The 13840-nt window shown below is 60.9% G+C and carries 6 protein-coding genes and 1 pseudogene; 1 reads left to right on the top strand and 6 read right to left on the bottom strand.

Going from position 1 to position 13840, the window contains the following annotated elements; translation table 11 throughout:
- Positions 1-13: 13 nt before the first annotated feature.
- Positions 14-1912, top strand: a pseudogene (locus tag PLANPX_RS05635) (M56 family metallopeptidase); the annotation flags it as partial.
- A gap of 21 nt (positions 1913-1933) precedes the next feature.
- On the opposite strand, the gene PLANPX_RS05630 reads toward PLANPX_RS05635, so the two are convergent.
- The 6 genes from PLANPX_RS05630 to cimA all read right to left on the bottom strand — a co-directional run bounded on the left by PLANPX_RS05630 (position 1934) and on the right by cimA (position 13669).
- Positions 1934-3553 (bottom strand): flotillin family protein, encoded by a 1620-nt coding sequence (locus tag PLANPX_RS05630; RefSeq protein WP_152097790.1) that lies wholly within the window; start codon positions 3551-3553, stop codon positions 1934-1936.
- Between the two features lie 68 nt (positions 3554-3621).
- A complete protein-coding gene (locus tag PLANPX_RS05625) occupies positions 3622-4281 on the bottom strand; it encodes a hypothetical protein (RefSeq protein ID WP_152097789.1) in 660 nt (219 codons plus the stop codon).
- A gap of 335 nt (positions 4282-4616) precedes the next feature.
- The gene (locus tag PLANPX_RS05620; RefSeq protein ID WP_152097788.1) at positions 4617-6233 is read right to left on the bottom strand and encodes a hypothetical protein; all 1617 of its coding nucleotides are present in this window, start codon (positions 6231-6233) and stop codon (positions 4617-4619) included.
- A 184-nt stretch (positions 6234-6417) separates the two neighbouring features.
- The gene (locus tag PLANPX_RS05615) at positions 6418-8499 is read right to left on the bottom strand and encodes an SHD1 domain-containing protein (protein WP_152097787.1); all 2082 of its coding nucleotides are present in this window, start codon (positions 8497-8499) and stop codon (positions 6418-6420) included.
- Between the two features lie 198 nt (positions 8500-8697).
- Positions 8698-11946, bottom strand: a complete 3249-nt coding sequence (locus PLANPX_RS05610) for a valine--tRNA ligase (RefSeq protein ID WP_152097786.1) — start codon at positions 11944-11946, stop codon at positions 8698-8700.
- A gap of 160 nt (positions 11947-12106) precedes the next feature.
- Positions 12107-13669, bottom strand: a complete 1563-nt coding sequence (cimA, locus tag PLANPX_RS05605) for a citramalate synthase (protein ID WP_172991893.1) — start codon at positions 13667-13669, stop codon at positions 12107-12109.
- Positions 13670-13840 lie beyond the last annotated feature (171 nt).

Below are 13840 nucleotides of genomic sequence, written 5' to 3'. Positions count from 1 at the left end.
TACGAATGTTCAATCAGCCTCCACGCAGCACCTTCAAATCGAAACCGTGTTGCCGATGCTATGGCTGAGCGGAGCGATCGCCGCAGGCGCCACAACGCTTCTCGCGCACTGGCATGTACGGCGCGAGTTAAAACAGGCCACGCGCTGCGATGATCATCGGCTGCTGCAACTTTGGGCCGACGTTTGTCACGCGGCCGACAGACGGCGCGTCCCGGAAATCGTCATCTTCAACGGCGTGCAGCAACCCGCGCTCGTCGGGCTCTTCCGTCCGCAGCTCCTGCTACCCGACGAGACCAGCGAACTGAGCGACGAGCAACTGCGAATGATCATGCTGCACGAGGCGGCCCACCTCCGTCGGTACGATCTCGCAGCGAACTGGCTGCTCGCCGTCATTCGCACGATCCACTGGTGGAACCCCGTCTTCTGGCTTGCGGCGCGTCGATACTCCTCGCTCCGCGAACAAGCGTGCGACGCCTTCGTCGCCTCGCGACTAAACGAATCGGAGCGCCGCAGCTACGGCGAGCTGTTAATCTCGATGGCGGGCCGAGAGCCCTACGTCTCCCATTGGCGAATCCACGTCCACGCCTCGCTACTCGGGTTTCTTTCATCCCCCGTTCACCGCTCGATGCGCGGCCGACTGGCGGCGCTGAAGCAGTGGCGAGGGCGGCGCACTCGGAAGCAGGTCATCGTCGCCACGCTCCTCGTTTTACTGCTCGCATGGAGCGGGCTCACCGACGCTCCCATCCTCGAAGCGCGAGCCAATCAAGGCCCGGCATCGGTGGCAGAGTGGATGGCGCAATCCAGAGTAGGCGAAGCAGCAGCGGCTGATAGTTCCAAAGCTGCTGAGAACCCAAACGCCCTCGATTATGGGTGGGAACGGCTGCACACAGGGACTGCGGTCTCGAAATCGTACAACATTTCGAAGGTGCTTGAACGCCTCGCCGTGGACGAACCGTCGGTCAGCCCGGAGGTCTCGCTCGGCTCCCTGGTCTCGCTCGTGCTCAACCTGCCAGTACGCGAATCGTACAAGCCCCGCCCGGTAACGATGTCATTTAAGGAGGGCAGAGGTTTCTTCATTGCCGGTGACCGACTCCGCGTCCACGCGCCGGAAACAATTCAGGAAGAGCTTCGCGCAATAATTGAAGCGTGGAGCGACGCTGGACTCACTCAAATCTGCGTCGAGACGCGACTGATCAGCTCGAATCGCGACCTCGCAGCCGAGATGGGCTTGTCGTGGGAGCGTTTCGAAGCCTTTCACGACGACCGTGGCGCTGATTTGCCCCTGACGAACGTCTCGAACGGAACGCTCTCACACGTCGCCACGACGACTGACGAACATTTGCCGATCGTCGTCTCGAAGCTCGGTAAAGCGCAAGCGACGGCGTTCATCGAGTCTGCGCAAGGCAATCCGAGGGCAAGCGTTTTCCAACTGCCGAAGCCAACTGTCTTCAACGGCCAAACGGCGAGTCTCGCTGACTGCTCGCAACGTCCGTTCGTCATCGGCGTCAGCTACATCGAGGGCACCGACGGATACTCGGGCGCCTATCAGCCGAAGATCGAAGTCGTGGAAGTCGGTTCACGAGTTCGCTTTCGCGCAACCCACAGTACGGATCGAAAGCGAGTGGAACTTAAAGCCCACATTCATACAGCCGACGTGGAGCATGTCTCGGAAACGTCCGCAATGCATCGCGGCAAAACAATCACGATTCAAAACCCACGCGTCAAGCGTCGCGACGTCACCGTGGCCGAGGAGATTGCCGACGGCGACTCGCTCCTGGTCGGCTGCTTGCCGGCAGCCGACCAGGACGAGTTCTTTTACGTGTTGCTGACGCCGCAGTCGTTGACGGAGCAGACGTTTGGGGCGGATCGCGAGGAGGCAGCCGCAGCGGAGGTCGCTCTGGCAGATCGTTAACCCGCGGCTACTGCGGTGCGACTACCCTTTGCGTGCCGGCTCGCCGTTTTCTTCGACCTTGAAACGTTCGTTAGTCGCGGGCTTCTCCGATTCTTCGCCGGCGAGGCGCGCCAGGCTCTCGGGGATGTCGACGCCGCCGATGTCGCGCATTACTTGCATCATCGGCGGGAGCGTGCCGGCCATCTTGTGGAGGAAGTCGGCCGTGTTCGAACGGCCGTTGGCGCCGCCGTTTTCCCAGACGACGATCTTGTCGAACTTGATGTTGCTGATCGCCTTCGCGCTCGACTCGGCGAGCTTGTCGAGATGCTCGAGCATCATCAGTTGGAACGCCTCCTTGGCGCCGCCGCACGCTTCGACGATTTGCTTGAGACCTTCGCCCTTCTTAGCGAGGATCTCGTACTGGCCGCGAGCCTCGGCTTCGAGCTTCGCGTAAATCGCCGCCGCCTCGCCCTCGGCTTCCAAACGTACGCGTTCGGCCTCGCCCGCGGCGTCGACGAGAATACGGGCCTTCTGGGCCTTCGCCGGGGCCTCGAACTTCGCCCGCTCTTCCGCTTCGACGCGTTCGGCATTGGCAATGGCCGCCTTGGCCATGGCCCGGTGCTGCGCTTCCGCCACCGCGGCCTCGGCTTCGCGCTTGCGGACTTCGCCCTTCTGGTAAGCCTCGGCCTTTTGCACGAGGAGCGTCGCCTGCGAAGCGGCGATTTTAGCTTCCGATTGATTTTCGCCGTCGACCGCCTTCGCGTTCGCGTCGGCGACCGAAATACGCATCAGCTGCTCGGCTTCTTTCACCTGCATATCGCGTTGATATGCGGCCGTCTGCTCGCCGATCGTTTGTTCCTTGACCAGTTCCGCCAAGCGAACGGCCTGCTCGCGTTGGGCTTCGCGAGTGCCGATTTCCTTGAGCTTCGTCGCGCTCGCCACTTGAATCGCCTTCTCGCGATCGGCGTCGGCAACGCGAACCTCGCCGAGCTTCTCCTGATCAGCCACGTCGCCGCGGGCTTGTTGAATCGCTTGCGACGCCGCCTTCTTGCCGATCGCGTCGATGTAGCCGCTCTCGTCGGTGATGTCGGTGATGTTGACGTTGATCAGCACGAGGCCGATCTTCTTCAGCTCCGGTTCGACCGAGTTCTGAATGTGCTCAAGGAACGTATCGCGATTGCGATTGATGTCCTCGATCCCCATCGAAGCGATCACCTGCCGGAGCTGGCCGAAGATGATTTCCTCAGCTTGCTTGCGGATATCCTGCACCGATAGATCGAGCAAGCGGATCGCCGCATTCGTCATCACGTCGGGCTGCGTGCCGATGGCGACGGTGAAAACGCTTGGCACGTTGACGCGAATGTTCTCGATCGACAACGCTCCACGGAGCGGGATTTCAATCTGAATCGGCTCAAGGCTGAGGTAACGGTAGTCCTGAATGAGCGGAATGACGAACGCGGCGCCACCGTGAACCGTCTTCGCGGCCTGACCTTGCAGGGTCTTGCCGAAAATTACTAAGACCTGATTGCTGGAGCAGCGCTTGTAGTTGGTCTTCAGCAAGATGACCATGCCGATCATGCACATTAGAGTCAGACCGCCAGCAAACGCCAGGATGACGTTCAAAGGAGGCATCTCAAAGGCCAGCAGCAACACTTGCGACATGTCAGTAACCTCAACCTAAACGGTGATGACTCTTGGCTTAATTTTGAAGCGATGCGATGGGCTGAATCTTATGCGTGTGCAGGTTCAACTACCCGTCGCACATGAAGCGTATCGCTGCTCGCGACCGCAATGACTTCCACCTTAGCCCCGGTGGGCAAACGATCGACTTCGTCGGTGACCGCTAGAAACTCTACAATGCGGTTCTGCATTGAAAGCTGGACTTTCCCTGCTCCGGCATTCTCGGCCGGAATCGGGATATAAACGGTTCCCCGGCGTCCCACCGCATTGCTAATTCGCTCATTCCCGGACGATGCCAGGCCGGCGACGGCGCGCATCGACCAGTACATTCCGTACATTGCGGCAAACCCTCCCCCGAGGGCCAGAATCAGCGCGACGGGACGAGACAGTTCCATCCGCAATGCAGCCATGCCGGCAAGCCCGAAAAACGCCAGAGCAGCGACGAACGTCCGAAACGTCACGACGCCAAACAGCCAACTGCTGTCGGGGTGCAATTGTCCGTCAGCCGCGGCTCCGATCGACGTGTGGTGATCGCCTGAAATATCGCCATCCAGGACGCCGGCCTCTCCGTCGAGGCCGTGTCCAGCATCAACGTCACCCAGATCACCGACATCGCCGTGATCACTGAGCCCTAGCACGGTCAAACCGAACTGGAAGACCATCACCGTGCCGCCGACGACTGCCGCGAGAACGAACAACAAATCTAACATCGTGATATTCCTCGCCGTGAAGCGCGGGGCTCTTCTCCCAATTCCTTAAGCCGGTTCCTGCAGCCCGGCTCACCATCTCACCGAACTTCAGGACGCCGAAGTGCTGCGAATCTACGGCAGTTCTCGCGAAGCGATGACGTCGCGGCGAGTTGACAGCCTATTCGCCGGCCGCGGAGGGGTCTTGGCGACAATCCCGCCCACAAGTCTACTCTAACGCCGTTCGCGTTCGGGACCGAAGTCGGCCGATTTACGCCGAAATCTGCGGGATCAAGGAACTCTAGCGACGTAACCAACGAGCGGCGGGCGCCGGCACGGCACGCCAGCAACGCGATTTCTCACGCCGCCGGCTTCGCCTGCCCCTTCCCTTCCTTCTCCCGCTGCCGCACCTCGCGAATCGCGTCCATGGCGGCCTGCTGGATCTGCGGGTTGGGGCTTTTCCGCGCTCGCTGCAAAATGGCGTAGCACTTCTTCGTGCCGTGATCCTTAAAAAACTCAAGGGCGAACATATTCACCTCGAGGTCGTCGATCGGGGCGACTTCGATGACCGCCTCTTCGGCTTCCGGTCCCATTTTCTTCAGGCAGGCGTAGGCCTTCGCCTTGTCGAAGAAGCTCGTCAATCGATTCGCCACTGCCTCGGCGCCTTCTGGCGTCGGATGCTTCGCGAGCCCGTCGTAGACCGAATCGTCGACGCTCATCTCACTGTTCTTTTGCATCAGTTCGATCAGCAGCGGCACGCTGTGCTTCCCGCCCCAAAGGATGAGCCCTTCCACCGCCACCTTCTGATGAACTGGAGACTCAAATGCAACCTCGCGGAACCCGCGGGCGATCTTCGCGCGGACCTCCTTATCGGCAACGCTGGACGGCTCGACGTCGAGCAGCTTTTCCATGGCTCGCCGCTTCTGGAACTCGTCGCCGCCGTCGAGGGCTTCGGCCAACTTCTTGTGGTAGTCGGGATCCGATTCGTCTGGTTCGTCGAGCGCGCCGCCGCTTAGGTGAGGACGCAAGTCCGGCATGTTGTCAAAGTGGCTGGTATCGCCGCCCATCCTAGCGACCTCGCCGCGCATCCGCGCGATCGCTTCGTCGTGCTGTTTCATCGCCTCGGCGTGAGCTGCTTCAGCGTGGGCATGAGCTTCAGCGGCGATTGGCGGCGGCGACATCGGCTGCGAGGCGTCATCAACCAGCGGCGCTGCAGGGTACTGCTGCGGGTCAGGATCAAAGCGCACTTCAAGTTCGAACTCGCCGCGATTCTTCTCCTGCTCGGTCACTTGGCCGAAGTCGATCTTCTTGACCATACCGTCGAAGTCGCTCACCGGTCCCATCATCACCATGATCGCGTTCGGGCGGTCGGGGTCGTCGAATTCAATGAGTTGCGCCCCCTCGCCGCAAAGCTTACGCAACTTCTCGATCGTCTCCGCACGGTCCTCCGGAAAGACGTTCGTAACGCCGCACTCGACGACGTTCTTCACGCCGATCGAGTCGTACATCGCGAGCATCTGGCTAATCAGCTCCGTCGCCGCCGCCTCGACTTCCCCGGCGGCCTGCAAACCCGCGAATAGGATCTTCGTGTTGTAGAGTCGCATCGGCTCCCAGAACTCTGCTGGCAGCCCTTTCATGCTATCAATGCGCTCGCACTCCGCGGTGAATTCAGCTCGGCTAGTCGCCACATTCTTCTCAAGGTTATTGATCGTTCCCTTGAGGGCGCGTACTTGGCCGTGCTTCTGCTCGTACGCCACCATCTTGTTGAGGGCGTCGATCATCTGCTGATACGCAGGCCCTAATTTCGGCGCTGCGACCTGCGCGCTGGCAGGGTCTTGCACCGACTTCAAGAGCGCAGTCACCGCCTGCATTGAACTGAGCAGCTCGTTCGCCGTTTTGACGCCTTCGTTCTGCGCGCATCCGACAAGAAGCATCAGCATTGCAAGTAACGGCGGCAGAATTGTGCGCGTGGCCATAGTCCGCATCGCGTGGGTCGAGGAGTGCGTAAGAAAGCTCGACCAGCCCGAACGGCCGGCCGAAGCATCGCAATGATAACTTCCCGACTCGGATCCTACAAATTTATCGCCGCGCAACACCGAATCGCCGTGGCCATCGCCCGTCGACGGCGATTTGGAGTTTCAGTACAGAATATGAGAAAGCCTACTTCACGCCGCTGGCGGTGATCTCTGAGACTCCCCGCGACTCGCGTCCGGCACGCCCCACGATGTTCGTCGGAATCGGCACGTCGAAATGTGCTGCTTTCAGCGCCATCTCCTGCGCCACGATCTGTTGCATCGACTCGCCTTCCTTGAGGCTCACCATGGACGGCGGACGATGCAGATTGGAATACTTCCAGAGTTCCTCGCCTCCCGCCACTAGGGCCAATTCGTAGTACAACGTGTTCACGCTGAACTTCTCAACCTGGCCCCCGATGCCGAAGGTGCGGTAATTCATTTCTTGCGCTTCGCCTGGTCGGTTGGTCGCCACGATCTTCACCGGCGCACTGTCAGCAGCCTTGAACCCGGCCGCGTTCAACTGCTTCTCGATCGCCAGGCGAGCTTCGGCGGCAATCGTGGAATCAACTGCCGTCACGTCAATCGCCACTGCATCGCCCGGCTTCAGCGCCAAGGCTTCCGCCGCTGTCGGGGTCGCGGCGATCGCCGCTGGGTGCGGCAAGCTCACTGGCGCAATTGTCTCGCTCTTCCCCTGCCCGGTCGCGGGCGCGATGAGGGCCCATCGCTGGCCTCCGGGCGCCCCCAAAAGCTCTGCGCCGAAGTATTTCCACAGCACGCACATCGATTGCGTATCGATCACCAAACCGTCGTTAGCCATAAGGTACCGATTGTCGAGCCAGGTTCCCCCGCGAACGCCGCCAACGAAGAATTCCGAGTAGGGCTTCCCCGTCGTGAGATCGATGATCTTAATGCCGCGCTCGCCAACCACGGCCAAACGCTCGCCCCCCGGCGAAAACGCGAGTGCATCTCGCCAATCGTCGCTCGCAGGGATCGTTGCGAGGTGATCGCCGTTGGTCGTCGAGAAGATCTCGATTCCCTTCGACGTTGCGAACGCGATCTGTTTCCCGCCGGGGCTGACCGCCGGCTCGCCAGACCACTCGCGCGTAAACTCGGCGATCGCCTTCGCATCGGCGGCGTTCCAGATGACGAAGACATCTTTTTCGCTGCGGGTGATGAACCGCTGGTCGTCGAGCCAGCGAACCCACTTCACCTTCTTCGCTTCGGCGTTTCCGTATGGTTGGAAGCTGAGGAGGTGGACGAGATTTTTGTCTCCGAGTTCCCAGAGATGCAGGTGCGAGCTGTCGTTCCAGGCCCCGAAGCCTTCGCCCGTCAGGAGGAGTTTGCCGCTAGGCGCCGCCCACAAGGCGCCGCTTTTGGCCGCTGCGGAGAGCGTCGGCAGCCGCTCGCCTGTGACGAGATCGAGCACCTCGATGCGACTATCGACCGCGTTCATCTCCTTGCCGCCGCGGTGCAGCGCGAGCGCACGCGGCTGCGCGCCGCCAGTAATCGCCAGCGCCATGCGTTTGTCGTAGTAGCCCATCGGCAACGGCAGCACGACCGTCTTGGCGCCAGTTACCGAAGCGGAAGTTGGCGCGGGATCGGGCGTGACGCTCGCTGCGGTCGCCACCGCGGCGGGACGACGAACCGACGCGTAATCAGCCGCCACGGCCGGCTTCATCGCCGGCGGAGTCCAACTCCAGCCGGCTTGCGGAAGGATCGCTTCCATCTTCGCGTCGTAGAGCTTGAAGCTGCTGGCAGGGCTCATCTTTGGCTTCGCTCCTGGCGCGGCGCCATCCATCACAACCTGCACCCAACCGCTAGAAGGATCGATGCCGACGACGGTTCCCAGGGTGATTTCGCCCCCCCACTCCTGAACAATCCGATCTCCCTTCTTGAACGGCGCTGCTTTCGCATTGGCTCGCATCGCGCTCGCCGGTCCCGATGCACCGCCACCGCCGCCAGCCGCCCCCTCACGGCGCTCCTTCAGCACCTGCTTCAAGTGCAGCTGGTCTTCGCGGCTAAGCTTCGCCAGCGAGAGCGACACCATCTTCCCATCCGGAAGCTTGAGCTTCACTTTGCCTTCGAAGATCTCGACGAACTCGGCCTCGATCTTGTGTTTGCCAGTGCTGTCGGTCCAGGTGCGCGTCTCGGCCTGAGCAGGCCGGGCGGCAGCAGAACAAAGCGCGAAAACCAGGGCCAGCGCGGCCAATAACGATCGAGAAGACATGGCGAGAACTATTGAAACGGCGGAATTCTGAGAGGAAATATGCCAGCCAGTCGCTTGCTTTCATTAAAATGCGAACGCCCGGAAATCGCGGCCGTTACAGTATAGCCAAACGAGCAGATTACTTGCTCTGATCCCTGGTATTGCCGATCGCGGCTCACGCGGCGGCCAGCATCGCGGAAGCCGAGCGGAATCGCCTGCCTACCCAAGCTTCTTCAGCGACGCCTGGGCCGATTCGATGAGGCCCTTCGTTTCGACGAGTTTGTCCCTCTGCTGCTGCACCACCTCGGCCGGCGCGCGGCTGACGAAGCTCTCATTGTTGAGCTTTGCTTCCATCGACTTCACGAAACCTTGCCACTGCTCGATTTGCTTGGTGAGCCGCTTCTTCTCGGCCTCGACGTCGATAAAGCGGCTGACGTCGAGATGAACGTCGATCGGGCCGCGGGCGCCGTTCACCTGGCTCGATGCGGCCGTCTCCGGGGCTGTAGCCTTCGGGCCCCACGCGAGCGCGGTCGCCTTCGCCATCTGCAGGAAGTAGGGCGACATCGGTTCGAGCAGTTTCGCCGTCGCCTCGTCGCAGCGGACAGAGAACTCAACCGCTTCGCGCGGGGCGATATTCTGCCCCATCCGCAACTCGCGCACGGCGCCGAGCACGGCTTGAAAGTCCGCGAATTGCGTTTCAATCGTCGCATCGATCCGCGACGCATCCGCCACCGGCCAATCCGCAATACAAACGCTAACCGCAGCCTTGCTCCCCAGCGAGCCGGGGGCTTCAAGCCCCCGGTCTTCCACAACCTGCCCGAGCAACTGCCAAACCTCTTCCGTCAAAAACGGAATCATCGGGTGCAACAACCGCAACAACGCATCAAGGACATGCGCGAGCACCCGCTGCGCAGTCTCCTGCTGTTCCGGCACGCCGAACCGGGCCTTGGTCATCTCGACGTAGTAGTCGCAGAAGTCATTCCAAGCGAAGGCATAGAGCAACCGCGCCGCGTCTGCGAATTGATAGGATTCAATCGCCGCGGTCACCTCATTGGTCACCGTCGCCAACCGCGACAACAACCAACGATCCTCCAACGTCAATTCAATAAAGCCGCGACCGGTGGTCGCGGTCCCCGCATTCGCATTCGAACCGCCAACGGTCGTCGCATCTTCGGGCGCCGCACCGCGACCGCCGGTCGCGGCTTTTTGCAAATTCATTAACGAGAAGCGGCTCGCGTTCCACAGTTTATTGCAGAAGCGGCGGCCGAGTTCGAAGCGGTCGCTGACCACGGCGCCGCGGGCGAGGGCTTTGTCCTCGTCCGTGCCGTGCGATTCGGCCCATTGCGTGCGGAAGGGCTTGCCGCACTTGTCGCACTCGATCCGCACGAGAGTGCGATTCTTTTTCGTCTGCGCGATCAGCGTCTGGCAGTGGGGGCATTCGAACTCCACCGGCATCCGCACGTCTTGCGTTTCGGTGGCAAGATACGCCAGCCCGAACCGCAGGGCGTCGGCGCCGAACTTCTCGACCACGTCGAGCGGATCGACGCCGTTCCCCTTCGACTTCGACATCGTCTCGCCGTAGCCGTCGAGAATCTTGGGGTGAATGTAGACGCTGGAGAACGGCACCTCGCCCATGTTGTAGCGGCCGGTCAGCACCATCCGCGCGACCCAGAGGGTGATGATGTCGCGGCTAGTGACCAGCGCGGTCGTGGGGTAGAAGGCCTTCAGTTCGGGCGTTTCGTCTGGCCAGCCGAGGGTGGAGTGGGGCCAGAGGGCGGAGGAAAACCAGGTGTCGAGAACGTCCTCTTCTCTAGTAATTGCGAACTTACCACCTGGCTTAGATTCCTCTGCCAGCGCTTCCAATCGAGTTTCGTCGAGATGCGTTAGATCGGTGGATGAACTGAGGAACCACCACCCCTTCTCATAACCCTCATTCCAAAAGATGTCATTCCGCCCATCGAAAGCCTTTTCAAGAACACTCCGATCACACCAACGAATATGCCATACCGGAATTCGATGGCCCCACCAAAGCTGACGACCGATTGGCCAGTCGCGTTTCTCGCCGAGCCAATCGAGATACGTTTTCCCATACCTCTCGGGCGTGATCTTCACACGCCCATCAGTAACGGCATCCATCGCTGATTGAGCGAGCTCGTCCATCTTCACGAACCACTGATCCGCTAGGTATGGCTCAATCGGCGTCTTTGAGCGATCGCTGTGCGGGAGTTCGATTTCCCGATCTTCGCAATCGGTCTCTGGATTGTAGAGCCCCGCCATCTCAAGTTCATCAAGCACTTGCTGGCGGCCTTGTTTCATACTCATACCTCGAAAATGCTTCGGCGCATTTTCGTTAAGCTTTCCATCAGGCGTCATGATATTGATCGCGCCGATTTCGAGATTCCGCTGCCAAACCGCGTAGTCGTTCTCGTCGTGGGCCGGCGTGATCTTCACGCAGCCCGAACCAAGCTCCGGCTTCGCCCATTCGTCGGCGATGAGCGGAATCTGGCGACCGGTGAGGGGGAGTTCCAGCATCACGCCCCGCTGCGCCATGTCGCGCAGCGTTTCGAGATGCGGGAGCATCCGCGCGCGGCGTTCGAGCAGCAGCGTCGCCTCCTCTTCGAGGGCACCTTTTTCTTTGGCCGGCGCGGCGAGCATCCGCTCGCGCAATTCGGCGCCGACCTTATCGAACGCCGCCGCCGGGTCGGGGTGCACTGCCACCGCCGTGTCGCCGAGCATCGTCTCGGGCCGCGTCGTGGCGATCGTGACGAACTCGGGCTCGCCCTTTTTCCACTTCGCATCCTTCACCACCGGGTACTTGAAATGCCAGAAGTGGCCCTTCACCGGTTCCTTGAAGACCTCATCGTCGCTGACGGCCGTTTGCAGATAGGTATCCCAATTGACGAGCCGCTTGCCGCGGTAGATTTTTCCATCTTGGAACAGACGGAAGAACGTCTCGCGGACCGCCCGCGCGCACGTCTCGTCGAGCGTGAACCGCAGCCGCTCCCAGTCGCAGCTGCAGCCGATCTGCTTCAGCTGGCCGATGATCCGCTTTTCGTACTGGGCCTTCCATTCCCAGATTTTTTCGATGAGCCCTTCGCGGCCGAGGTCGTGCCGCGACAGCTTTTGCTCTTCGAGCAACCGCCGCTCGACGACCGCCTGGGTGGCGATCCCCGCGTGGTCGGTCCCCGGCATCCAGAGGGCGTTGAACCCTTGCATCCGCTTCATGCGAATGAGGATGTCTTGCAGCGTGTTGTTGAGGGCGTGGCCGAGGTGGAGGGCGCCCGTGACGTTCGGCGGCGGGATGACGATCGTGTATGGCGGTTTTACTTTGCCGTCCTTATCTTTGGCGCCGGGCTCAGCATGAAAATAGCCGCGCTGTTCCCAAACCTTATACCAACGCCGCTGGGCGCCTTCGTGGTCGTACTGCGAGGGGAGTTCGCCGGCGGCGGAGAGGGAATCGTCGCTCATATCGTCGTATCTACTTGTGGATGTATTCTTTGCGCCTTTGCGTGAGATGTGATCTAGAAGATTCTCACGCAAAGGCGCAAAGGCGCAAAGGGGGCCCAAATTGGCCCAGAATTTAGCGAAAGCTGGTCGCCGGCCGAGTCGCTTCAGCGTTTACAGACAGCTATTTACCGCCGTCGTCCTTGCACAGCTTGTACTCGATGCTGTCGACGAGGGCGCCCCAGCTCGCTTCGATGACGTTTTCGTGGACGCCGACGGTGGTCCAGCTATCCTCGTCGTCCTGGCTTTCGATGATCACCCGCACGCGGGCGGCGGTGCCCGCTTCGCCGTTGATGACGCGGACCTTGTAGTCGCTGAGGTGCATCGTCGCCACCGATGGGAACCGCTTTACCAATGCTCCGCGTAAGGCGGCATCGAGAGCGTTCACCGGGCCGTCGCCCTCGGCGACTTCGAGGAACACATCGTCGCCGATTGCGAGCTTCACCGTCGCTTCCGTGACAGTTTCATTCGACTGGCTACCGACCGAGACGCGATAGCGATCGAGCTTGAAGTGCGGATGGAAGTCGCCCGCAAGTTGGCGAACCAACAGTTCGAACGACGCCTCGGCCGCTTCGTATTGATAGCCACGGTTTTCGCGGTCGACGATCTCGTCGAGCACGCGGGTCATTAGTTCTTTGTCTTGAGCGAGGTTATGCTTCGTCGCCAGAGCGATGATGTTTGACCGGCCAGAGAGTTCGCTCACCAAGATGCGGCGTTCGTTGCCGACGGCGGCGGGGTCGATGTGCTCGTAGCTGTGGGCCGCCTTCGCCACCGCGTGGACGTGCATGCCTCCCTTGTGGGCGAACGCACTGGCGCCGACGAACGGCTGGCCGTTGCGGAAGTTCATGTTGGCGACTTCGTAGACGTAGCGCGACAGCTCAGTGAGATGCTGCACGTCGTCGCCGGCGAGGACCTCGTAGCCCTTCTTCTTGAGGGCGAGGTTGCCCATCACCGAAATGAGGTCAACGTTACCGCAACGCTCGCCGAGGCCGTTGACTGTGCCCTGCACTTGCACGGCGCCGGCGTCCACGGCTGCCAATGAATTGGCAACCGCCAGTTCGCAATCGTTGTGACAATGGATACCGAGCGGGACGTTGACCGTGACCGAGGCTTCCTTGGTGACCCGCTCGATCTCCTCCGGCAGCGTGCCGCCGTTGGTATCGCACATCACGATAAGCGACGCTCCCGCCTTCGCCGCGGCGCGGATCGTTTCAGCAGCATACTTGGGGTTCGACTTCCAAGTATCGAAGAAGTGCTCGGCGTCGTAGATGACCTCGCGACCTTCGCTCACCAGGTAAGCGACCGTCTCGCTGATCATCGCCAAGTTTTCTTCGAGCGAGACGCCGAGGATTTCGGTGGCGTGGAAATCGCTCGTCTTGCCGACGATCGTCACGACCGGCGTCCGCGCATCGAGAAGGCACTTCATCCCCGGGTCGTCGGCCGGCTTCATCCCGCGGCGCCGCGTCATGCCAAAGGCGCACAGCTTCGACCGCTTGAGCGGTTCGGCGGCGAGCCGTTGGAAAAACTCAGCGTCCTTCGGATTCGAAAGAGGATAGCCCCCTTCGATATAATCGAACCCCAGCTCGTCGAGCCGCCGCGCAATGAGGATCTTGTCCTCGAGCGAAAAGCTCACGCCCTCGCCCTGGGCCCCGTCGCGTAGCGTCGTGTCGTAGATCTGGATGTGCATCGAATAGCTTTCAGCGTTCAGCTGTCAGCTTTCAGCCAATGCAGTCTTGCTGACTGCTGATCGCTGAATGCTGACCGCTTCCAATAAAAAAACCCTGGGGCCTTTTGGCCTCAGGGTTTTGGTAAATCGAAGGTTTCGATCATCAACCCCTAAGGCCGGACCTCCCGAATA

Source organism: Lacipirellula parvula (genome assembly GCF_009177095.1).
In the GTDB taxonomy this organism is placed as follows: domain Bacteria; phylum Planctomycetota; class Planctomycetia; order Pirellulales; family Lacipirellulaceae; genus Lacipirellula; species Lacipirellula parvula.
This window is presented reverse-complemented; position numbering and strand designations above follow the sequence as displayed.

Coding starts and splice junctions, on each gene's coding strand:
- PLANPX_RS05630 (WP_152097790.1), bottom strand. CDS start 3,553: ATGTCGCAAGTGTTGCTGCTGGCCTTTGAGATGCCTCCTTTGAACGTC.
- cimA (WP_172991893.1), bottom strand. CDS start 13,669: ATGCACATCCAGATCTACGACACGACGCTACGCGACGGGGCCCAGGGC.
- PLANPX_RS05610 (WP_152097786.1), bottom strand. CDS start 11,946: ATGAGCGACGATTCCCTCTCCGCCGCCGGCGAACTCCCCTCGCAGTAC.
- PLANPX_RS05625 (WP_152097789.1), bottom strand. CDS start 4,281: ATGTTAGATTTGTTGTTCGTTCTCGCGGCAGTCGTCGGCGGCACGGTG.
- PLANPX_RS05615 (WP_152097787.1), bottom strand. CDS start 8,499: ATGTCTTCTCGATCGTTATTGGCCGCGCTGGCCCTGGTTTTCGCGCTT.
- PLANPX_RS05620 (WP_152097788.1), bottom strand. CDS start 6,233: ATGGCCACGCGCACAATTCTGCCGCCGTTACTTGCAATGCTGATGCTT.